A 22,465-nucleotide genomic window follows, 5' to 3' on the forward strand; every position below is an offset into this window, starting at 1 on the left:
AAAGCTAAATAATTAAAAATGAATACATCACATGCCATTGGGCTAGATATAGGAGGAACGCATATTACAGCTGCGGTAATCAACAAAACAGAAATGAAAGTGCTTGACTTTTCACTTTGTAAAGAATCTTTCGATTCAAATATGCCAGCAGATCAGGTTATGAATATCTGGAAAAAAGTAATCAGCACCGCAATAGAAAATTCTAAGATTAAAGATATTACAGGAATTGCAATTTGCATGCCTGGACCATTTGATTATAAAAACGGCATTTGCTGGATTAAAGATCAGTCGAAATACGAACATTTTTACGGATTAAACATTCGAGAATTGCTTTTGGAAACTCTAGATTTTCCTGCAGATTTTCCAGTTCTTTTTGAAAATGACGCTGTTTGTTTTGGAAAAGGAGAAGTTTTTAAACAGCAGGAAAATCTTTCTAAAAAAGTAATGGCCGTAACATTAGGAACAGGATTGGGAGCTTGTTTCATTGATAAGGGAATATCAATCAGTTCAGGAAGTTCTGTTCCCACTGATGGCGAAATATACAATCTGTCTTATAAAGATGGAATTGCAGAAGATTATGTTTCAGTTAGAGGTCTTTTATCACATTACAAATCTTTAAGCGGTAGCGATCTTAATAATGGTTTAGAACTTTATAATTTAGCGAAAAATGGAGATCAGAAGGCTATTCAGGTATTTGAAAGAATGGGAGAGGATTTAGCAACAGTTGCAATTCCGTGGATTACCAACTTTACAGCGGATCATATTATTATTGGCGGAAAAATTGCCAATGCAAGCGATTTGTTTTTGTCTTCATTTAACAAAACAATTCAGAAATCTGGTTCTGAAATTCAAGTTTCCATTTCGAATGACAACGAAGTGGCAGCATTATTAGGAGCGGTCAGTTTTCTTTGTGATTAAAAAGCAAAAAACGGATGAGTATTGGACTCATCCGTTTTTTGTTTTACTATTGTTTTAAAACTTCTCTTGCAGAAGTTTTAAACAAGTTATGTCTGATAAATATTTTTTTAAATTAAAAACAATAAAAAAGCCTTTAAATTAGTATTTAAAGGCTTTTACTTTTAGTTTCTTTATGAAACTTTATCTGGCGGAGAAAGAGGCTCCGCCACCTGTATCGTAAGCACCAGTAAACACTGAGTATTATGTTATGTCAAAAATTGCAGGGCACTAATAGGGCACTCTTAAAATTTTGGGGTTTAAAAACCTCTGTAAATGTAGCAAAAAAATAATTGCAATTGGTGAAAAATATGTAGTTTTATTGCAGAAAAGCAAACTAAAAAAGCATAGGAAATTGTATTGTTATGACTATTTTTAATTTTTCATGCCTGAAAATTCTTAAAATTTTAATATGCTCTTTCTGAGTTAATTCAAATAATTAAGTACGGTTTTAAAAATATTGCAATATGCAAATAAACAAGATTCAATATGCTTCAGATCTGCATCTGGAGTTTGCTAAAAATAAAGAATTTATCAGGGAGCACCCTTTAGCGCCAAAGGGTGACATCCTAATACTGGCTGGAGATATTGTGCCCTTTGCTGTAATGGATAAACATCAGGACTTTTTTAATTTTTTATCTGATAATTTTCAGATGACTTATTGGATTCCTGGAAACCATGAATATTATTATTTTGATGCATTTGCTAAAACAGGAACTTTTTATGAAGAAATCAGAAGTAATGTGATTCTGCTGAACAATTCTGTTGTGGAACATGAAAATGTAAAACTGGTATTCTCAACTTTATGGTCGCATATCAGTCTCGGTTCCCAATGGAATATTGAAAGAGGACTTAGTGATTTTCATGTTATTAAATATAATGGAAGGAAATTTAACGCAGATGACTACAATAAGCTTTATTTTGAGAGTTTAGAATTTATTACAAAATCCTTGGCGGTTGAAGATTCTAAAAAAATTGTTGTAACGACACATCATGTGCCCACATTTAAGAAGTATCCTAAGATTTATAAAAATAGCCTTCTAAATGAGGCTTTTGCAGTGGAACTTTCCGAGCTAATTGAATATTCAAATGCCCAGTACTGGATATATGGCCACAGTCATCATAATACCAAAGATTTTAATATTGGAAGTACGAAAATGATTTCCAATCAGCTTGGATATATTCATAGAGAAGAACATACTCGGTTTGAGGTTGGTAAAGTTTTAATTGTTTGAAATTTATATCGATAAAGTTTGTTTTGAACAATAAAGTTGTGTGATATATTACTAATTTTTGACTTTATTAATGTAATATAGTTATATTTGCATGATAAAGTAATTTGCTTTATTGTTTAATTTTGACTTTATTGAGTTTATGGAAGAAGTTATAAAATATATTAAAGATACTATAGGATTAGATGTTACAAGGAGAGATCATTTAGATTTTTCATTAGGCAGTTTGCCGAACTATATTACACAGTCTTATAAACTATCATCTCTAACTTTAATGGATCGGAATATTGTGTTGGCTGAACAAGTGCATGACTATACAGTTTTGCAGACTTACAAACACATGCAGTTGATAAAAAAAACTGCCGGAAGCATCGTAGTTTTAGTTTTAGAAAAAATGCAGTCCTATACAAGGAAACGCCTAATTGAGAAAAGAATAAATTTTATTGTTCCCAATAAACAGTTGTATCTGCCCGAATTATTCATTTATTTAGAAGAGCGGTTTTCGCAAATCGAGACTAAAACTAGGGATAAGTTAATGCCCTCGTCCCAATATCTGCTGATTTTTCATCTTATTAGCACATATAGTTGTCATTTGGAAGAATTATCATTTAAAGAGATTGCAGGATTGTTAGAATATACGCCAATGGCAATAACTAATGCGGTTAGCGATTTAAAGAAACATGATTTAGTTGAAGTCATCGGCGAAAAGGAGAAATATATAAAATTCAGATTCGATAAAAAAGAATTATGGGATATCGCATTAATTAAAGATATATTGGAAACACCTGTTTTAAAAACAGTTTTTGTCGATGAGCTTCCAAAACATAAGCCTATAATGAAATCTAACTTAAGTGCCTTGTCTGAATACACTAATCTAAATCCAGGCCGAAGGGATTATTTTGCAGTAAGCAAGAAAGAGTTTAGTAAGATTAAGAGTGGTAATAAGTTAATAAATGAAAATGACAGAGAAGGAGAATATGCAATTGAAGTTTGGAAGTATAAGCCAGACATGATGTATTACGGAGGGGATAAAGTCGTAGATCCATTATCTCTGTATTTAAGTTTAAAAGATACTAGCGATGAAAGAACGGAAATGGCATTAGAAAATTTAATTGAAAATAGAATATGGTAATAGGACTTCGAAAATTTGGTGAGCATTTTAAAGATTTTGAGAAAAGTTACGTGATTATAGGTGGGTCGGCATGCGATATTGTATTAGAAGAGCAGGGTTTCGAACCCCGAGCGACAGAAGATATCGATATTGTACTAATTGTAGAAGCTCTTAATGCAGCATTTGTAACAGCATTTTGGGAATTTATAAAAAAGGGAGGATATAAGGTAAAGCAAATTAATGAAGAAAAGAGAAATTGCTATCGTTTTGCAGAGCCGGCTGATGCTGAATTTCCAAAACAGATTGAGCTGTTCAGCAGGGATCCAGATGGGATAACTCTAAAGGAAGATGCGCATCTGACTCCTCTGCCGGTTGACGATGAGCTTTCTAGCATGTCTGCAATTCTATTGGATGAAAATTATTACCACTACACAATAGATAACTGCGATATCTCCTATGATGAAGAAGCTGATGAACAGATTGGCGTTTACTACGCTAGTCCGCACGCATTAATCTGTTTAAAGGCATTCGCTTTTTTAAATAATACGGAAAGAAAGGAAAAAGGGCAGGAAGTGAGAAGCATAAACATAAAAAAACATAAGTACGATATTTTTAGATTGCTCATGATGATTCCGGATGAAAGCCGTTTTGAATTACCTGAAACAATAAAAACAGATATGAAAAGATTTGTAACGGCTATAAAAGATGATCTACCAAGTCCGGAAATATTTAAAGATAATAATTTGCCTAAGTCAGATATGAAAGAGGTGTTTCAAAAATTAATAAAGATATTTCAATTAGAGGATTAAGGAGTTATTGCTGAATCAAATACAGTAAAATAATTAATTTTCTACAGAAGTTCTGATTGAAAACCTAAAAATGAAGAGCAATGAACAAATTACTAAAGCTGTCACTGACAGCTTTTTTGGTTTATCAAAATTCTTCCAAATCAACAGACATTCTGTATCGCTGGGTAAATTGAAACTATATATTTGGCTGGAGATATAATTTCATCATATTTGAGTATTAAAATTTAAACTGGTTGTATTTAGAATTTTTTGCTAATTATTTTTATCAATAGTAGTAATATAAAATAGCACGGACGGGATATCACACCTTATGTGGTATGTGTGTATGATGTTGTAAAACAGGTATTTTTACTGTTTCTATATCAGCGTAATTATAGTAAATTCACATTTTTAAAAACAATCTATCTTATTGTGTTATTGATTTTGCAGGATACGAAAAAATTACTAACTACTAAAAATATTTAATGATGAGCCTAAGACTTTTTAAGCCAATTATTTTAATTTTTATTGGCATAACTGCATTTTCTTGTGAACAGAAGAATAGTAAGGGTCAAATGTTTGTTAGAACAGGGAAACCTTTAATTGATGACAAATCTGCAATTATTCCGAAATCTAGAACAAAGCCAAATGAGATTAATATACAAGACTATTATCTAACTTATAATGCAAAATCAAATGGATATATAAAGCTAATCCTCACTGATTTGTCAGTGTATGAAGCAAAATCAGTAGATGGCGGAAGCTTTTCTTCGATAAATTTACTTTTAATCCAATCAAACGCTGTATTTGATACTGTTAGGAAAGAGTTAGTTGTCCGTAAAAAAAATCAATAATAAGCTATTTTATGAAAAATTTAAAAATTATAATAGTTCTTTTGCCATTGCTTGCGATAGTTTCTTGTGCTGAAGAAAAAAATATTTTCAAAGGCAATAAAATATATCAATACAAAAACAATCAGGGCACAACTAAAAGAGACCAAGTTTTAGAATACACTGTGTTGAATGATTTTACAGGAAAAATTAATGATAAAACCGAAAATTATAAAATATCAGATGTTGATAAGCAAAATATTATAGTTACAGATAGTGCAGATATTGATGGAAATAATACAGGAAGTTTTTCAAATATGGAAAATATTTATTATACCTCTGAGAGCAAAATATTTAGAGGTGGTAAAAAATTCGATTCGAATGATTTCAGATTCAGTTACGGGAAATTTGCATTAACAGGAATGACTATACCTTTGAAATTTCGCGGAGGTGTTGGAAATGATACAATAAATCCTCCAACAATTGAAACAGGATTCAATGTTAATTTTGCGCCAGCATATCGATTAAATTGGAGCAACTATAATCCATCCAAAAAATTCTTAGGAAATACATTAACAAATTATTCTATTACTTTTGGAGGATTGATAGGTGTAGGAAGTACAGATTTAAAAGTTAAATCAAATGCCCCCGGCCTGTTATCTGATCGTAAGTCAAGTACGTTAACTTATGGAGGAATGATACTGTTCGGACTTAATTCTATTGGAATTGGTTATGCTTTTGGATTTGATAATGTCATTGGTAAAGGTAGTAAATATTGGGTCTATCAGAACAAAATATGGCATGGAATAACGGTCTCTGTAGATTTAATAAAGTAAAGATGTAAACTACGATGATTTATACCTGCCAAATATTTTAAAGATATCTTGAGAAAAGGCTTCAAAACATATATTGAGAGAACCAGTAAACAATATATTTCATATATCTAACCAATTTAAGGAAGATTATTTTAGTATTACATCTTCTTGTGCTTCTTGATTATTTTTACCATTGCTTATTAATTAGGAGTTACCGAATTTGACTAGCTTTTGGGGTAATTAATCAAGGCAATATCGACCAGTTTTAATACTAGTGTTATTTAAAACCAATTGATAATTTCGTCACCAATTTTATCATTTAAATTGTTTTCACCTGTTTTGAAAATAGAAATTTTTCCTAAACCACATTTATGTTTTGAATCGTCTCCTTCAAATTTTTTAAATTCTTTAAATTCTGTTTTATTTGAAGGATAAAGTAACATTGCCTTTGTAGATTGCCAATAATCATTGTAGACATACATTTGACGTAAATCATTGGTAGATGGTTTACTAGAATCTATGTTTTTCCACTTGGTATCAATTATAAATTTTTCATTGTCTTTTTCAATTACAATGTCTGGACGAATTGTAATTCCATTCCAAAGTACTTTTGAATCCTGACCAAGAATGGTTAGATCCTTAGAAGCTTGTTTCAACTTAATTAGAACATATTCCTCCCAAAGAGAATTCATATCAAATAATAAAGCGAGCATACGTTCAGATCCACTGGAAACACTTGGAGCATAATTCAAAATAATTAACCTTGCTATTGCTAAAGCAGTTTCATACGGAGCTGTTTTTCTTGATTTAGAAATCTTAGTAAAAGTAGATTCATTGGCTTTAATGGTTTTTACTTCTGGAAAATCCAATTGCACTGTTTTACATTTACTGTATAAATAATTTCCTTTAGAACATTCTTCCACAATGCGCAATGCTTTTGAAAGTATTTGATGAACCAAATGATTCTTGTCATATACTTGATGCGTGGTGTAAAATCGTTCTTTATGAACAAGATTTTTACTTATATGTCCCGAAAATTCCAGTTTCCCTTTTAAGGCTTTTACATTATTTGTTTCTTTATAATATTGTTTAATTAAACCTTGATGAATCAGTAATTGTACCTCATTTAAAAACCACTCAAAATAAATATCGAGTAAATGAATATTTTGCTTATTTACGTTTGCTTCGCCAACTTTCTGTACCTTAAGTTTCTTAGTCACTCGAAGCATTTCAATTAAAACATTTTGCCAGACATTTTCATCTTCGCTGTTATTATCAATTTTTGGTAAGATTTCAATTGTAAGGCCATCAACTTGAATAACTCCAACAAATTGCTTGAATTTTAGTCCTTTGTGAATTACAGTAAAGTATTTACTATCGTGTAATTCATTTAATTTAACTAATGCATTAAAATGTTTTTCCTTAAAAGACACATTTTTATACACCCTTCCATAATGGAGGGTATTGTGTTCAAAAACTTGTATTCTGGAATTTCTATTAATCATTTTTATTCAGAAGTAATACGATAGCTTTTTCAATATCTTCAATATGATTAATTAATTCAAATTGTTTAGTTATTTCTGGTTGACCTAAACCATCAACAAAAGCAAATTGAATATTTTTATTTTCTTTTATCTGAACAAATCCTTCTCCTAAAATCAATGCTATTTTTTCGTAATCATGATAAAAATACTCTTGTAGCAATGGAATAATACAATTTTGAAAAACTGCTGTTAATTCTTCTGTATCATTACTATTGACTTTCAAAAAATAAGAATGACCAATAGTATGATCTCGATCAAGTAATATTTCAATCCTCTGATTAATAGTTTCTAAAACTTCATCTAAAGTAAAATCATTAAATGAAATTTCCTCCAATAGTTCAGGTTCAGGCATTACCTCTGTAAATGAAAAACGACGTCGTAATGCAGTATCTAAAGCTTCTATACTTCTGTCTGCAGTATTCATCGTTCCAATTATATAAACATTTGAAGGGACTCCAAATTTTTCTTTACTGTATGGTAAAGTTACCTCTATAGCTTCCTCCTTTCCTAGACGTTTGTCGTCTTCAATCAAGGTAATTAGTTCTCCAAAGATTTGAGAAACATTACCACGATTAATTTCATCGATGATAATTATATGGGGTTTTACATTTTTTTGTCTAATCTCTTCTTTACTCAGTAAATCAAATTGTTCTTTTATCTCTTCGTAAGATAACTCGTCATAATCATAATGAAGTGTTTCAATTACTCCTTTGTTTGTCGTAACAAATTCGTAGAATTTTTTATAAACAGCAAAAAGTTCGCAATGAATATGACCTATCAGCGGATGCAGTTCTGTTTTTAGATTTTTAATTTTGGAAGGGTCAATTTCTTCTAATAATACCTTTTTTAGTTTGTCTTTACTAACTGTAAAAACATTAACTCCTTCAGATTCTTTTTTGTTGTTGTTACTCCAAACATATTTAACTTGAATTGAAGTTTTACTTGCCTCTACAAGCATAATTTCAACACCTGTTTTTGTTGTAAACGTTCCCTCTTTTTTTCCTTCCAGAGGCTTTATACTTTCTACAAAATCGTTATAAAGCGTATCAAAACTGTTTGTTTCGACAGTTACATCATCTTTTCTAATATATTCAGTCAATGCTTTTTTTACCAAAGACTTGAATACACCATCTTCTACAGAGTAAGTAACTTTTTCATTTTTTGTATGTGGTTTTATTCCTTCTATAAAATCTTCATAGGACATACTCTGGTGAAAAGTAGTAAAAACGATTTGCTCATTTTTAATATAACTTTCAAATATTTCTTTTAATTCCTGTCTGCTCTTAGAATCTAAATCTTTACGGTTTTCATTATCAAGAATAAATAATGCCTCATTTATTGTACTATAAGTTTTTCCTGTACCAGGTGGACCATATAAAATTTGATTTAAATCCATTTTTACATTGTTATTTTTGATTGTATTATCTACTGAATTTTGATTGTTTTCAAAGTATTGATTCAAGAACTTAATATAGTTTTTGTTGCCTAAAATTGCCCTTGGACGATCATTACTTTTATCTTTACTATATTTTGCGAAACTTACAGACTTATTGTATATATTAGATTTAATGATTTCTATTTGTCTTTTATGATCCTTATTTTCTATAACAAATAATTCAGTATTGAAATCATTTTTATAAACTTCTTCATATTGATTTATTTCTGATTTTAAGCGATCTAAATTCGAACTAAATTGTTGAGAGAAGTAATTAGTGGTCTTTCCATCATTTTTTACAAACCATTTAACAAATTCTTCCTTTACATTTATTTTGTCCAATTCAGTTTTTATTTTACGAATTTTATCTCCCAAGTTTTCTTCAAGATAAAGAAGTGCAGCTCCAATTTTATTTAAAAGATCTGGATCATCATAAGAGAAACTGTTTTTATAACTAATGCTTAAACCTGGTAGATGTTTGTCATTTCGATAAGTATTATTTGGTAAAATATCTTTTAGCTTTTCAAAATAGTTTTTTTTGAATTTATCTTCAAAGTGAATTTCGACCGATATTCTTTTTATTTCATTTTTAACATTATCAGCTCTTTCTATTATTTCATAATGACAATTATAGTCACCAATTATATTTACTGCATCAGAAACCCATACCCATTTAGCTTTGGGTTTATGTTGATCGATTGTAAAATCACGAATTATTGAAGGACTATTTTTTAAGTGATCCTTTAATGGAATTATAAGACTAATAAAATTCGTAATATTATTTGACTTACTTTTGGATTTAGTTATTATATTAAAGCCTTCATTTTCTAGTAATTGGAAAGCTGGAGTATCAAGACCTCCTGCAAAAGTATTTGGATCAAGTTCTTTTCCGGTTGCGAAACGATTGGCTATACTAATTACTAATTTTGGAGGATAAAACTTACTATCGAAAATTAAATCATATGTGCTTGATTGCCTGCTCGCCGGGATGCCATTTTGATCGATTTCCTTAATTGCAGATAGTATATGTTCTTTTGTGATTTGGTTCATAGTCAAATTTAAATTATTTAAGAGCGTTACAAAAAACATATAAATATTTATCTTCTTTTTTATAGTTCTAACATGAGCAATTATCTAAAACTCATTTTTTTAAATTATTCTCGTAAAATATTTTCGGACGTTTTATTTAAAATGGCAATTCATTGAAAATTCCCTCATATTGTTTGTTATTCAGTGGTTTATAATTGTTTTTAATGTACGCATGTACAAATTTTTTCATAAACTCTATTTTTTGTTGAATGTCTGCACCGAAATTCTGCTCTGTGAGATTTAAGTTAGTAATAAACGAATTGAAATTATCCCATCCTTCATGATAAAATTTATCAAGTATAGATACATCATTTGGATTTTGAATAACTAATTCTTGAGTTTTTGGATTAGAAAAAATTTGTGCAAGTGTAAAATTAGGTTCATAACCAATAAATTCACCAATCGTTTCATCCATTTTTTCTCTAACAGATTCAAAAAGTACCGAAGTAAAGTAATCTTTGAAACGATGGGTAATATCTAGCTTTAATAATTTATTAAGATCCTTATCTCTAATTATTTTTTTATCTGCGACAATTTTTTCTACAAATAAATTATAAATTGTTATTATAATATCAGGACTTTGTTTTTTTTCAATCAGGTCTTTTATCTTTTCATAAAATATATTTTTTATATCAGATGCTAAAAATTCATTGTTTTCAAATTGCTTAATTTTTTCGCCATAATCGGAATTACTATCCCTACGTTTGAAATTCATATTAATTTCACTCAAAAGCTTATCTAAATACCCAATTGGCTCATTTTTTAATATTTTTAAAAGCTCAAATAAAAATGTGTTTTTATCTTTTAAATAGAACCTATGAAATCCTAAACGCAAAATTTCAATTATTTTTTGATCATCAATCGAGGTTCCATATTGAACTAAGATATTCAAAGTCCTTAATGAGTCTAAATACTGATCTTTAGATTGTGGCTCATTATTAAAAATAAATTGTTTCAATTCATTTGAAATTTGAAATTTTGAATCTGTTGATCTATTGATGTCTTTCGCTATTTTTATTAATGATGAAGTTGAAAATTTATGTTGTAAATCAGATAATGAAATTTTTCCTCCAGCAATATTATTTCTTATGTATACTTCTGTGTAATATATTTTAGAAATTGCATTTTGATTATTCAGATAGAAAGATGTTGGCTTTTTTCCAAATAATTTGCACAGAACAGAGTTTATTATTTCAATATCGTCGGAACTATATTGCGTTAAAATTTTTTTTATTCGCTCTTGGGCTGCAGTATCATACACATAGATGTTATTAGTAAATGAATTTTCAACATGCAAATTATTATTAACTTCATCTAAAGTACTCTTGGTTAATAATCTATTTATGTTGGGAAAGAGAATGTTATTTAAATCTCGAAAGCGATAATTTAGAAGTTTTAGTAATATATATTCTTTTCCAACTACATCAAATTCACTATCTAAAAAATCCGAATTGAATTTAAATTCATTAAAAAATCTTTTAACATCACGATATGTCTTTAAAAAATCTTGATATCTTAAATCCCGAACTGTACAGATAGATTCTGTCTGTAATAAATTACCGAGATTTATATCGCTAGAGATACTTTCAAAACGAAAAAGCTCTTTAAAAGATTTGTTGAAGCCTACTTCATCAGATTCTTTTTGGCTGTGAGGAAATGAAATTTCAACTAGACGAATTAATTCATCTATTATCAATTGTTCATCAAAAGGTAATAAATTTATTTCGACATTGAAAATCTTATCCAAATAATTATTTTTTGAACTTTCAATAGTTTCTACAATATATTTTCTATCATAACCAGCAATAAATATCACATTGTTAAAATCTGATAATGTTCTAATTAATTTTAATGTATCCATTATTTCAGGTTTTTCTAATCGATCTAAGTCATCTAAAAGAATAATTACCTGTCTATCTATTTTTTTTATATTGTCATTTATTCCATTGTAGAACTTTTCCAATGTGGAATTCTCATTAAGAACTGTTCTTCCGGAACTAATAATTTTGTGTAAATCTGTGTCTGATAGCTTTAATATAGAATCAACATAATTATTAATATCTCCAGATATTTCAGAAGAGAAAGGCTTAAGATTATTTTTAAGCTCCTCAAAGAAATTTTCAATTATCGCAACAGATCCCTTGTTTTTCCATATCCTGTTCCAAAAAATAATGGACTTAATGTTTTTTCTCTGATATTCATTTTTAAATCTGTGCAAAAAGCTACTCTTTCCGTAACCCCAAACTGCGTTTATTCCAATGCTAAAGGCTGAATCTGGTTTGAAATTAGTGACAACATCGATTAGTTTCTGCAGTATCTTTTCATTATCAATTTCTCCATCTATATAAATTCCATCTTCTATAAAGTATGATTTATCTTTAGTTTTTTGCAATATGAAATTATATTTTAACTCAACTATAATTAGATTTAAAATATGGAATAGACAAATAATTATGATTATATCTGCATATCTAAGTGATTCATAAATTTTAGAAAAAAAAATCAAATTACAGAATAAGAAGCGAAATAGGAGGTACAATGAAGTTATATAGAATAAAAAAAAAGTTATTTGTTTATTTTGAATAAACCTATTATTTAGAGAATAAGTATAACCTGTCATTAACAATCCTATACTCAAGAAATACCCCAGTTGAAATGGTAGTGAATTACTATCAACAACTTCGCCAATTTTAATAAGTAGTTTACTGATTGTCTTTAGGAAAAAAAGCGAAATTGCTATTACTGTTATAAATACTATTATAAATTTTGTATTGGCTTTAATTATTCTCACTACTTAAATTTTGGAGTTAATTTTTATCTAAATTACGAACAGCTACATTTTCCATTGCAAGATTTTTCGATATCATTGCTTTGTTTCCTTTTATGATATCACGTACTCTTTGCATATGAACAGCTAAAATACCGTCTGAGAAATCACCGATTCGCCCATTAATTTTATTCTCTAAAACCTTAAACATTTCTCCTGCTTGATCTGGTGGCAGGTAGGATGAGGTTTTTTGTATACCTCCAACTATTACTTTTTCGCCCAATGGGACATACCCTAAATAAGAAACTTTAGTTCTAATTTCATCATTTTTGAAAGTCTTAGATATAAAATTAGCGACTTTATCATTCATTACTTTTTTAGTTGTTTTGGCAAGAAATCCTGCGCTTTTAGGCAATTCAATCCCATTTTTAAAAGCTTTAGCACCTTGAGTTATACCTCCCAATATTCCTTTGCAACTTGCAGCACCAGGAATAATTGCAACAAAAGTTAATGCCATATCGATATTTTCTTTTCTATTTTCGGCAATAACTCTAGTTTTTTCATCTTTTACTAGTTCATCTACTTTTATCATTACTTCTTCAGCAAGAATGATAGGACCTGCATCATAGTAATCTTTAAATTCATCCTTGGTTAGAACATTTTTATATTTTATATTCAATAGCGTCAATTCATTAAATAGTTGAAAATAAGTTTGATTCAATTCTATTTCTTTATTTAATAGACTGATACCTGCACCGTGACTTTCTAGACTAATTAATAAATTAGTCTCTTCTAAGGTGTAACTTTTGGCAGGTTTTTTTTCAATTTGATCTAATGTCTTTTTATAAATTTCAACTTCAGCTAAAATCATTTGAGGTAAAAGTGTTTTTAAACTTTTCTTGTGTTCTTCCAGAATTCGTAAAGCTTCAGATGAATATGTTTCTGCATTAAGAATAGTATCGTTTACAGTTTCATTTACCAATAAAGAACTCCCAATTGTATTTTCTTTTTTTTCTTCTTTTTTATTAGAACAACCTATGAAAATGCACAATGACAAGCAAAACATGAATGATCTCATAATTAAAATTTTCTTTCAGTTCCTAAATCAATTGTATTTGTCACGTAATTCCCATTTACTTTCTTCTCATATTCAAAGAAAAGATGGTTATTCTTGGTAAATAAATCTTGTTTAACATCACCTTGAAATACTTCTTTTTCTAATTCTAAATTTTTGTCAAAAACCAAATCATGCATTGGTTTTTTACCAAATCCTTTTTGAATTCTGCGAACACTTTTATACTTTACGTTATTATTGTCATATGCCAAATCATAAATAAAGTAAGCATCTTCAGTAACATATAAATATTTGTAAGTACCAAATTCACTTTTACAAATCAAATCTTTATGAGTAATTGTACCTTCGTCTAATACAGCACCTTTCAACATCTTATAATAATCTCCTTTTAAACCTAACAGCTCTTTAGGATTGGATTCAAACCATTTTTGGACGCTTGTATATTCAGGATATTTTTTTCTTTGATTGCTGAAATAGTTTTTTTTTCTAATAGCTATTATCGAGTCGCTATCAACAAAGTATTCTTTAGTTTTTTTCCATTTTTTTGAAACATAATTACCATCCGTCTTCTTTTCTTTGGCTATTTTTTTTACTTCGGTTTTGTCATCTTTTCCACCACAAGAAAACAATAGCAACGATGTTAATGCAATTAGATAAGTAGTTTTAATATTCATAAAATAATTTGGTTAATGTTTATTCCATTCGTTCTAGTTAAATCCTTAAGATTAACCTTTAATAACCTCAAAATTCCCAGCGCTCTTATAAGATTGTGCTTTTTTGTTAAAGCCTAAACGGATAATTTCCTTTTCTATGTCGCTTGCATTCGGTGTTGGAATAGTAGCTGATACTACCTGAAACTCATAAGCTTTTGGCATATCGCCATAATTGTTTTTTGCTTTTAATTTATATACTGCCATTTTACATTTATTTAGTTGCATTATTTTTTAAAAAATTATCACAGATTTCACTTAATTTGAATATCAACTTATTACTAACCATACTTAATTGATTAGTGTGAATTAATAATTTTGTTGGTTTTTCAAAATCATCATAATGAACATTTATATATTCTTTTTTCAACCCTTCTGAATGTTTTTTTGAATGTTCTTGATTAAACTTCATTCTAAAAACTTCTTGTAGATCAATATTAAAATCTCTCACATAATGCCCGACAGCAACGATAATTATAGGAAAGCCTTTGAAGAAAGATTCTTGAAACAACTCCTTTCTTATGTCAATACTTTTTTTTCTAATTTCAAAAGGAATAGTATTGCTGTAGGGGCCAGTAATTTGATTTAATTCTGTAGAAAAAGTATACTCGTGATAGTTTATAAAATTACTTGGATTCTCTTTAGAATATACTAGATCAATTATTTTTTGATAATTATGCCATGTTTTGCTCGTTCCTTCTTTTCCTCTAACGATATTGCCTTGAATATCTCGACTTTCTACAGTGTTTTTTTGTCCTTTGTAAGGATACAAAGGATTATATTTGGGCAATACAAACCAATTCTCAATATCTGAAAACTGGATTTCATTTGAATCATTATTTTCCCAATCTGATATATTATTTATAAACTCTATTTTGTGCTGTTCTGGATATATTTTTTCATCGATGGAAGCTTCTTTACCTATCAAAAGAATTTTTGCATTCGGATTTCCGGTTCCTAAAAATAACTTCTTCTTTTTGGCTACTTCAATTGCTTGTCTAAATTCTGTACTATAAATTATTTTTTTCATTTATATTTTTTAACTTTAAAAACTACTGCAACTATATCTTACTGAACTTAATTCAATTTAAGCAGTCATTCCATTAACAAAAACTTCAACATATTCCTTCATTTTATTAATGATCCTATCTCCAATAACTCGAGCTTGAAGGATACTTGGTCTATTATCCAGACATTGAAAAACTTCATCTTTTATTGGCTCTCTACCACTGTAAACGTAAGCATCAATTAAGGCTTTAAATTGTGCTTTATCTAAATGTTCTTCATCGCATATTTTTCCTAAAGCCAAAACTTTTTGATCTTGCCAGAATTTTTCAAATTCATCTTCAATAGAATCGCCATCTTTTATATGAGGCATATTTTCATCAATGAATTTCTGAATCAATTCTCTCTTACTTCTTAAAGTGATATCGCCTCCTAGTAAATCTATAATTGCTTTTCTTTTAACTTCTGCCGAACTAGCCGTTTTAGCTTGTTTTAATTGTGCTAATAATTTCAAAATGTAAGCAACGTTGACTCTATCTCTATGAATTAATTCTAATTCAAAATCTATATCATCAAGAATAGAAGTTTTATGTTTTGAATTTTCTTGTTTCACTTTTTGATATAAGTCTAAATATTTGCCTTTATAGTTGTTATATTCCTGCTCGTCAATTAGTAAATCATCCCAATTAAAATCAGTGTAAGATTGTAAAACATTCATTGCACGCATCAATTTTCTGAAGGCTTGCACAAATTCTGCTTCATCTTCTTCACTTTCTAAATCATTTACACTTTGGTAAGTTGGAGTAATTTTTCTTAACTTTTTTAGTGCTTCGTCAAACTTCTTTGCAATATCTTCGTAGGAAGGCATTGTTACTACTTCTATTGCTTCTTTATTAGAAAACAAAGTAATAGCATCGTCAGTCGCTTTTTTGAGGTTTCTGAATGCTAAAATGCTTCCTTGAGATTTTTGTTCTCCAAGAATTCTGTTGGTTCTGGAGAAAGCTTGAATTAAGCCGTGTTGTTTTAGATTTTTATCTACGTAAAGGGTATTTACTTTTTTGGCATCAAAACCGGTCAGCATCATATTTACAACGATAACAATATCCAAACGATCTTCCTCATCGTTAAAGTTTTCTTTTTCACGATTTTTTAATCGTTTGCTTATATTTTGAAAATATTTTTCGAATGATTTGCTGTCTTTATTGGTAAAACTTGTGCCGTACATTGCATTATAATGTCCAATATATTTTTCAAGTTTATCTCTGCTATGATTAGATTGATACTGTGTTTGTGGTTCTGCCAAAACATCAAAATCTACTTCATCACCGGGAAGAAAATCCTGGGCTTCGTCTGAATCTTCATTAGTGCCGTATGTAAAAATCGTCGCTATTCTTAAATCATGTTCTCCTGCTTCTTTCTTCTGCTGAAATAAATCATAATACTGAATTACATTATCGATACTGCTTACTGCTAAAAGTGCGGAATAATCTTTATTAAAAGTTTTTTGATTGTGATAAGCAATGATATAATCTACAATTTTATTGATTCGTTTATGAGAATCAAAAACTTCTTGTTTATCAATATCTTCTACTTCAATATCTATGAAAGTGTTGCTTTTATTTTTATATTTTCCGACATATTCAATTCCAAAACGCAATACATTCTGATCTCGGATAGCATCTGTAATTACATATTTATGCAGACAATTACCAAACAAATCTTTGGTAGTTCTTTTTCCGAAATCATTTTTTGAAGCATTCTCTGCAAATATTGGCGTTCCGGTAAAACCAATTAATTGACTTTTCTCAAAGAATTTAGCAATTCTATCGTGCGTATCTCCAAACTGAGAACGATGGCATTCATCAAAAATGAAAACTATTTTTTTCTGCCTTAAAGATTCTATAGCACCTTTTGCTTTTTCTGAAACAGCATTATTTAATTTTTGAATAGTTGTTAATACCAATTTTGTATTATCTGTTAATTGTCTAATTAGAGATTGTGTATTATCGGTAACATCAACACTGTCTTTTTTAAAAGCGTTGAATTCGTTCATTGTCTGATAATCTAAGTCTTTTCTATCAACAACAAAAACAACTTTGTAAACTTCTGGCAATTCCATTAAGATTTGGCTTGCTTTAAACGAAGTCAAAGTTTTTCCTGAACCGGTAGTATGCCAGATATAAGCGTTATCACTGGAGTTTTTAACCTGATGAATTATGGCTTCTGTTGCAAAATATTGATACGGACGTAACACCATCATTATTTTATGGGTTTCATTTAGTACAATATAATGCGAAATTATGTTTCCTAAATGTTTAGGATTTAAGAACGCATCTGCAAATTCATCTAATTCGGTTATGTTTTTATTATTAAAATCTGCCCAAAAGAAAGTTTGTTTTACAGATTGTAATTTATTATTTGCCAGATATTTGGTATTTCCGCCATTACTTATTACAAATAATTGTACGTATTGAAATAAGCCATGATTGCTCCAAAAAGAATGTAGTTGATACCGATTGATCTGATTAAAAGCCTCTTTTATCTCAATTCCAGAACGTTTTAATTCTATTTGAACCAAAGGCAAACCATTAATTAAAATTGTTACATCAAAACGGTTTTTGTAACTTCCTTCTAAACTAATTTGGTTCGTAACCTGAAATAAATTCTGGCTGCTGTCTTCTGAATTAAAAAAACGAACATAAAAAGAAGTGCCATCTTCTTTGTCTAACTGAAAACGATCACGAAGTGTTTTGGCTTTTTCAAAAACATTTCCTTTGGCTAAATGATTTAAAATCGCATCAAATTCTTTTGCTGTAAAATTGGTTTCGTTAAAAAATTCAAGCTGTCCTTTAAGATTAGAAACCAAAGAATCTCCATCCTGAATTTTTACAGATGTATATCCTAAATCTATTAATTGTTTAATTAAATTATTCTCTAAAACAGCTTCAGATTGATACTTCATCTTTATTATTTTAATTAAACTTTTCTTTCTTTATATTTAAAATCTACTCCGTAACTATTACAATAATTATTAAAATTTTTTAAATTTTCGATAGCGCTTTCCTGATCAAAAAAAACTTCAAGAGTATAACTTTTGAAAAGCATTACTTTCTCTCCGTCTTCGGAAATTTTTTGGCCTTCTGTTTGTAAGATAAAATTATCATCATCCCAGTTTAAACCCCATCCTTCCCATACATTTTTTCCTACTACAAAAATTAATTTAGTTTTAGAATTTTCGACTGTATCAAAGCCACTTACTTTGGTTTTGAATATCTTATTCTCTTTTCTGTTTTGAAAAAAACCAGTATCATTAACTAAAAATACAGAAAAACAAACTCCATTTTTAGGAACAAAGTTAAATTCATAAAAATACATATTGAGCCAATCCCAAGCCCATTGGTCTAATCTTCCCTGACCATTTTTAGGGCCAGAATTACTGAATTTTGAATAACCACCGTTATACTTATAATTAAACGAACCGCCAATAAAACTAATCAAATCTAATATTCTTGCTTGATAATCATATAACAGGCGATATGCTTTTCGTACTTCTTGTAATGTATTATTTTGATTGTCTAACATAAGGAAATAGATTATCTAAAGATTGTAATTGTATAGATGATTTGATAGTTAAATTTTTTAACCATTTTTTTTTATAATATTGATGAAGAGCAAAACCGTTAATTGAATCTTCTAGAATTCGGCTATAGCTGGATAAAATTGTTAATTCGCTAGTTTTAATTTTATTATTTTCAGAAACTATTTGTTCTAATAATCTAGTCCAGTTCGTTTTACAAATAACTATCGCTTTATCCTCAAATTCAAAATCTAATTCATCATTGCTATGATGCAAACCTCCTAATTGAATAAAGTATAAAATTTTATCGTCTTCTCTGTATTCATTATAATATGCTTGAATTTCATTCTTCATTTGAGCAGGACTTTGTTGTTTGTCGTCAAATCTTTTAGCTTCAATAATCACATCAAAATCGTTAAATCTTAAAAATACATCCGGCTCAACAAAATTTGAATTGGTAGTATCGTCCGCTTTCCATTTATCCCAAAATGAAATAGATAATAAATCTCCAGATGCAGTTGGTAACTTATCATAGACTAATGAACGTTTCAGTATAGCCCAAAACATTTCAGTAGGCAAATATTTTAACGTATCAAAGACTACTGCAGTTAAACTGTCTTCACAAATACCTAAATTACCTTTTCTCCTATGGAAATATGAAATCATACTTTTATTTTTCTTTACACAAACATTTGTTGCAACAATCCTTTTTTAAAGTTTTTCGTTTGTTCTAATTCTAATCTTGATAATTTTATTTTTAAATCTAATTCATTTATAAATTCGACAATTTTTTTTTGTTCTTTTATCGACGGAATTAAAATATTGTCAATAAGAACTTTGTCATTGTTTATCTTCATATCATTTTTTGAACCTTTTTGCACAAGAGGTCTCAAATATGAGTTTGTATTTTCATCTAATTGAAAATAATAATCTAAATATTCTCCAATTAAATTAGATTTACATTTATAAACAGCATATAAGGTAGAGACAATTCCATCTTTTCCTTTATTAACCTTAATAATTCCATAAGGATTAGCTTTTAAAGGGCTCTTTGTATATACGATATCTCCCTTTTCAACTACGCCATAATTATGAACCGATTCTCCCGCAAAAGACCTTCCTTGAAACTCAATCTGATTTACAATACCAAATTCACCAGATACACTTAAAACATCATTTTTAGTAAAATTTAAAGCTGTATTTTTAAGCTTTGAAACTTGCAGATAATGATTAAGTTTTTTCTTCTCCAATTTTGGATAATCCGCTCCGTTCTCATCTTTAAACCGCAATTTACCAGAAAACAATTGTTGCATTACACCCTTTTTGTATTCTTCTAGTAATTCTTTTTTGCGAGTAAGTTGCTGTGTTTTTTCATCGATTGTACTTAAAAAAGAAGCTATTTTTTGTTGTTCTGGAATGTCTGGAAATGAAATTTTAATTTTTGATAAATCAGTTGAATTTATTGCCGGATAACTTGTTCCAGTACACCTTAACATTACATTATTAACAAAGTTTTCTGTGTGCAAAAACTGAAACAAAAATTGTGAATCATTTTTTGTTCTAATTTGAGCATATCCTGTTGAAGCAACATAATCTCCTGTTTTATTAAAATATAAATTATTTTTTTGGTACGGTCGAACAGTTTGGTAAAGTATATCTTTATCTTTTAAAATTCTTTGAGCTCTACTAGGTGCTCCATTTTTTGATATTTTACTCTCTTTCTTTAGTAAGCCGTCAGTAACACTTTCCAAATCAATATATACAAATGACTCTGGTAGTATTGAATTTTTAGGATTTATAAAAGCAAATTTACTCAATATATCACTTTTCCATTCTCCCTCAAATTCCTGAAATCGTAATCTCGGAACAAGATTTTTTTTCTTTTCTTTATGTAAAACTGTACTCATTAAAATGGTGTTTCAATTCCTAATTCTCTACAAAAATCAGCAATCGTAGCGTCCGTATTTTTACCTAGTAATTCCAATTCCCGTAATTCCATCGTGATCGCTTTTAAATTTACAGCATCTTCTTCTTCAAAAGTATCTACATAACGAGGAATATTTAGGTTGTAGTCATTCGTTTCTACTTCGCTTAAAAGTGCAACATGACAATATTTCGCTTCCGTTTTACGATTTTTATAAGCATCAATAATTTTATCAATATCTTCTGTACGCAAGATATTTTGAGTTTTTACTTTCTCAAAATCCTGGCTCGCATCAATAAACAAAATATCGTTTGGATTTTGTCTTTTTTTCTTCAAAACCAAAATACACGTTGGTATTGAGGTACCATAAAAGATATTGGCTGGTAAACCAATTACAGCATCCAGATAATTTTTCTCTTTTATCAAATATTCACGAATATGACCTTCGGCAGCGCCACGAAACAAAACGCCATGAGGTAAAACAATTGCCATAGTTCCGTTATCATCCAATTGATGCACCATGTGTTGTACAAAGGCAAAATCGGCTTTACTGGTTGGGGCTAGTTTTCCATAAGCAGAAAAACGATCGTCATTCATAAACAAAGGACTCGCGCTCCAGTTTGCAGAAAAAGGAGGATTGGCAACAATAGCTTCAAAACGAAGATCGTAATGTTGCGGCCGCTCTAAAGTATCTTCATTTTTTATGTCAAAACGTTTATAATGCACATCGTGCATAATCATGTTCATGCGACATAAATTGTACGTTGTAGGATTCATTTCCTGTCCGTAAAATTCACTTACCGTTTTTACTTCTTTGGATACACGAAGCAATAATGAACCAGACCCGCAAGTTGGGTCGTACACACTTTTCAGTTGGTCTTTTCCTACTGTAACCAATTGTGCCAAAATACTGCTTACTTGTTGCGGCGTATAAAATTCACCTGCTTTTTTTCCCGCGCCACTGGCAAACTTCCCAATCAAATACTCGTAAGCATCACCCAAAACATCGCTATCGGTGTTTTCTAAATCAAAATCAATTTCATCTAAATGTGCCAATACCTTTACAATGAGCTCGTTTTTATCATTTTCTGATTTTCCTAGTTTATGAGAAGTTAAATCCAGGTCAGAAAATAAGTTTCCGAAATCTTCTTCACTTTCGGTTCCCATTGTACTTTGCTCAATATGTGTCAGTACTTTTGATAAATCTCCTAAAATAAAATTGTTTTTTCCGCCTGCATTTCCTCTTTTTGTCAATTCAGAAAAAAGTTCCGATGGTTCCAGAAAAAAACCAAGTTTATCAATCGACAATTGTTTTATTTCTTCTAACAAGACTTCTTTTTCGGGATGGTTTTCAATTTCCTGAAAAGTCAAACCGTCTGGTTTTAAAATGGTATTTGCATACAAATCCATTTTTGTACTAAGGTATTTGTAGAAGATAAAACCTAATATGTAATCTCTAAAATCATCGGCATCCATTTTTCCTCGAAGAGTGTTTGCGATGTTCCAAAGTTGTTGTTCTAATTTTTGTTTTTGTTCTGCTGCCATTAAGCAATAATTGTTTTGTTAATCTGATTTTTTTGTGGAGTGCTAAAATATCGAATATAAACGG

At 29.4% G+C, this 22,465-nt stretch carries 18 protein-coding genes; 6 read left to right on the forward strand and 12 right to left on the reverse strand.

Annotation, left to right across the window (positions count from 1 at the left end):
* Nucleotides 1-18: 18 nt before the first annotated feature.
* The 6 genes from QLQ95_RS14115 to QLQ95_RS14140 all read left to right on the forward strand — a co-directional run bounded on the left by QLQ95_RS14115 (nt 19) and on the right by QLQ95_RS14140 (nt 5,751).
* Entirely contained in the window at nt 19-918 is a 900-nt protein-coding gene (locus QLQ95_RS14115) for an ROK family protein (RefSeq protein ID WP_482500316.1), read from the forward strand.
* A gap of 503 nt (nt 919-1,421) precedes the next feature.
* Nucleotides 1,422-2,189 (forward strand): metallophosphoesterase, encoded by a 768-nt coding sequence (locus QLQ95_RS14120; protein ID WP_482500317.1) that lies wholly within the window; start codon nt 1,422-1,424, stop codon nt 2,187-2,189.
* 139 nt (nt 2,190-2,328) lie between these two features.
* Entirely contained in the window at nt 2,329-3,318 is a 990-nt protein-coding gene (locus QLQ95_RS14125) for a MarR family transcriptional regulator (RefSeq protein WP_482500318.1), read from the forward strand.
* Nucleotides 3,312-4,106, forward strand: coding sequence for a nucleotidyl transferase AbiEii/AbiGii toxin family protein (locus tag QLQ95_RS14130; RefSeq protein ID WP_482500319.1), 795 nt, complete (start codon nt 3,312-3,314; stop codon nt 4,104-4,106). The genes QLQ95_RS14125 and QLQ95_RS14130 overlap by 7 nt, the downstream gene beginning before the upstream one ends.
* Before the next feature lie 464 nt (nt 4,107-4,570).
* Complete coding sequence (locus QLQ95_RS14135) at nt 4,571-4,939, forward strand: hypothetical protein (RefSeq protein WP_482500320.1); 369 nt, start codon at nt 4,571-4,573, stop codon at nt 4,937-4,939.
* A gap of 11 nt (nt 4,940-4,950) precedes the next feature.
* Nucleotides 4,951-5,751 carry a hypothetical protein gene (locus QLQ95_RS14140; RefSeq protein WP_482500321.1) on the forward strand — a complete coding sequence of 267 codons (801 nt, stop codon included), beginning with the start codon at nt 4,951-4,953 and terminating at the stop codon, nt 5,749-5,751.
* Nucleotides 5,752-6,011: 260 nt separating this feature from the next.
* Here the strand turns inward: QLQ95_RS14140 and QLQ95_RS14145 are convergent, their stop codons facing one another.
* The 12 genes from QLQ95_RS14145 to QLQ95_RS14200 all read right to left on the reverse strand — a co-directional run bounded on the left by QLQ95_RS14145 (nt 6,012) and on the right by QLQ95_RS14200 (nt 22,401).
* Nucleotides 6,012-7,235 (reverse strand): McrC family protein, encoded by a 1,224-nt coding sequence (locus tag QLQ95_RS14145; protein ID WP_482500322.1) that lies wholly within the window; start codon nt 7,233-7,235, stop codon nt 6,012-6,014.
* Nucleotides 7,228-9,759: an McrB family protein gene (locus QLQ95_RS14150; protein ID WP_482500323.1), complete on the reverse strand. Its 2,532-nt coding sequence runs from the start codon at nt 9,757-9,759 to the stop codon at nt 7,228-7,230. The genes QLQ95_RS14145 and QLQ95_RS14150 overlap by 8 nt, the downstream gene beginning before the upstream one ends.
* A gap of 136 nt (nt 9,760-9,895) precedes the next feature.
* On the reverse strand, nt 9,896-12,190 hold the full coding sequence (locus QLQ95_RS14155; RefSeq protein ID WP_482500324.1) for a KAP family P-loop NTPase fold protein: 2,295 nt from the start codon (nt 12,188-12,190) through the stop codon (nt 9,896-9,898).
* Between the two features lie 415 nt (nt 12,191-12,605).
* The gene (locus QLQ95_RS14160; RefSeq protein ID WP_482500325.1) at nt 12,606-13,643 is read right to left on the reverse strand and encodes a hypothetical protein; all 1,038 of its coding nucleotides are present in this window, start codon (nt 13,641-13,643) and stop codon (nt 12,606-12,608) included.
* A 2-nt stretch (nt 13,644-13,645) separates the two neighbouring features.
* On the reverse strand, nt 13,646-14,314 hold the full coding sequence (locus QLQ95_RS14165; protein ID WP_482500326.1) for a hypothetical protein: 669 nt from the start codon (nt 14,312-14,314) through the stop codon (nt 13,646-13,648).
* 51 nt (nt 14,315-14,365) lie between these two features.
* Entirely contained in the window at nt 14,366-14,557 is a 192-nt protein-coding gene (locus QLQ95_RS14170) for a hypothetical protein (protein WP_482500327.1), read from the reverse strand.
* Nucleotides 14,558-14,564: 7 nt separating this feature from the next.
* Nucleotides 14,565-15,380 (reverse strand): hypothetical protein, encoded by an 816-nt coding sequence (locus tag QLQ95_RS14175; RefSeq protein ID WP_482500328.1) that lies wholly within the window; start codon nt 15,378-15,380, stop codon nt 14,565-14,567.
* A 57-nt stretch (nt 15,381-15,437) separates the two neighbouring features.
* A complete protein-coding gene (locus tag QLQ95_RS14180) occupies nt 15,438-18,317 on the reverse strand; it encodes a type I restriction endonuclease subunit R (protein ID WP_482500329.1) in 2,880 nt (959 codons plus the stop codon).
* A 14-nt stretch (nt 18,318-18,331) separates the two neighbouring features.
* Nucleotides 18,332-18,937, reverse strand: coding sequence for a hypothetical protein (locus QLQ95_RS14185; protein WP_482500330.1), 606 nt, complete (start codon nt 18,935-18,937; stop codon nt 18,332-18,334).
* Nucleotides 18,918-19,598, reverse strand: coding sequence for a hypothetical protein (locus QLQ95_RS14190; protein ID WP_482500331.1), 681 nt, complete (start codon nt 19,596-19,598; stop codon nt 18,918-18,920). Before QLQ95_RS14190 ends, QLQ95_RS14185 begins: the two co-directional genes overlap by 20 nt.
* A 14-nt stretch (nt 19,599-19,612) precedes the next feature.
* Nucleotides 19,613-20,839: a restriction endonuclease subunit S gene (locus QLQ95_RS14195; RefSeq protein WP_482500332.1), complete on the reverse strand. Its 1,227-nt coding sequence runs from the start codon at nt 20,837-20,839 to the stop codon at nt 19,613-19,615.
* Entirely contained in the window at nt 20,839-22,401 is a 1,563-nt protein-coding gene (locus QLQ95_RS14200; protein ID WP_482500333.1) for a type I restriction-modification system subunit M, read from the reverse strand. The genes QLQ95_RS14195 and QLQ95_RS14200 overlap by 1 nt, the downstream gene beginning before the upstream one ends.
* Nucleotides 22,402-22,465: the final 64 nt, after the last annotated feature.

It is taken from the genome of Flavobacterium sp. B330r (assembly GCF_056824325.1).

Excerpts from the sequence above, each read along its gene's own strand:
- QLQ95_RS14115 (WP_482500316.1), top strand. The coding sequence starts at position 19 with ATGAATACATCACATGCCATTGGGCTAGATATAGGAGGAACGCATATT.
- QLQ95_RS14120 (WP_482500317.1), top strand. The coding sequence starts at position 1,422 with ATGCAAATAAACAAGATTCAATATGCTTCAGATCTGCATCTGGAGTTT.
- QLQ95_RS14125 (WP_482500318.1), top strand. The coding sequence starts at position 2,329 with ATGGAAGAAGTTATAAAATATATTAAAGATACTATAGGATTAGATGTT.
- QLQ95_RS14130 (WP_482500319.1), top strand. The coding sequence starts at position 3,312 with ATGGTAATAGGACTTCGAAAATTTGGTGAGCATTTTAAAGATTTTGAG.
- QLQ95_RS14135 (WP_482500320.1), top strand. The coding sequence starts at position 4,571 with ATGATGAGCCTAAGACTTTTTAAGCCAATTATTTTAATTTTTATTGGC.
- QLQ95_RS14140 (WP_482500321.1), top strand. The coding sequence starts at position 4,951 with ATGAAAAATTTAAAAATTATAATAGTTCTTTTGCCATTGCTTGCGATA.
- QLQ95_RS14145 (WP_482500322.1), bottom strand. The coding sequence starts at position 7,235 with ATGATTAATAGAAATTCCAGAATACAAGTTTTTGAACACAATACCCTC.
- QLQ95_RS14150 (WP_482500323.1), bottom strand. The coding sequence starts at position 9,759 with ATGAACCAAATCACAAAAGAACATATACTATCTGCAATTAAGGAAATC.
- QLQ95_RS14160 (WP_482500325.1), bottom strand. The coding sequence starts at position 13,643 with ATGAGATCATTCATGTTTTGCTTGTCATTGTGCATTTTCATAGGTTGT.
- QLQ95_RS14165 (WP_482500326.1), bottom strand. The coding sequence starts at position 14,314 with ATGAATATTAAAACTACTTATCTAATTGCATTAACATCGTTGCTATTG.
- QLQ95_RS14170 (WP_482500327.1), bottom strand. The coding sequence starts at position 14,557 with ATGGCAGTATATAAATTAAAAGCAAAAAACAATTATGGCGATATGCCA.
- QLQ95_RS14175 (WP_482500328.1), bottom strand. The coding sequence starts at position 15,380 with ATGAAAAAAATAATTTATAGTACAGAATTTAGACAAGCAATTGAAGTA.
- QLQ95_RS14180 (WP_482500329.1), bottom strand. The coding sequence starts at position 18,317 with ATGAAGTATCAATCTGAAGCTGTTTTAGAGAATAATTTAATTAAACAA.
- QLQ95_RS14185 (WP_482500330.1), bottom strand. The coding sequence starts at position 18,937 with ATGTTAGACAATCAAAATAATACATTACAAGAAGTACGAAAAGCATAT.
- QLQ95_RS14190 (WP_482500331.1), bottom strand. The coding sequence starts at position 19,598 with ATGATTTCATATTTCCATAGGAGAAAAGGTAATTTAGGTATTTGTGAA.
- QLQ95_RS14195 (WP_482500332.1), bottom strand. The coding sequence starts at position 20,839 with ATGAGTACAGTTTTACATAAAGAAAAGAAAAAAAATCTTGTTCCGAGA.
- QLQ95_RS14200 (WP_482500333.1), bottom strand. The coding sequence starts at position 22,401 with ATGGCAGCAGAACAAAAACAAAAATTAGAACAACAACTTTGGAACATC.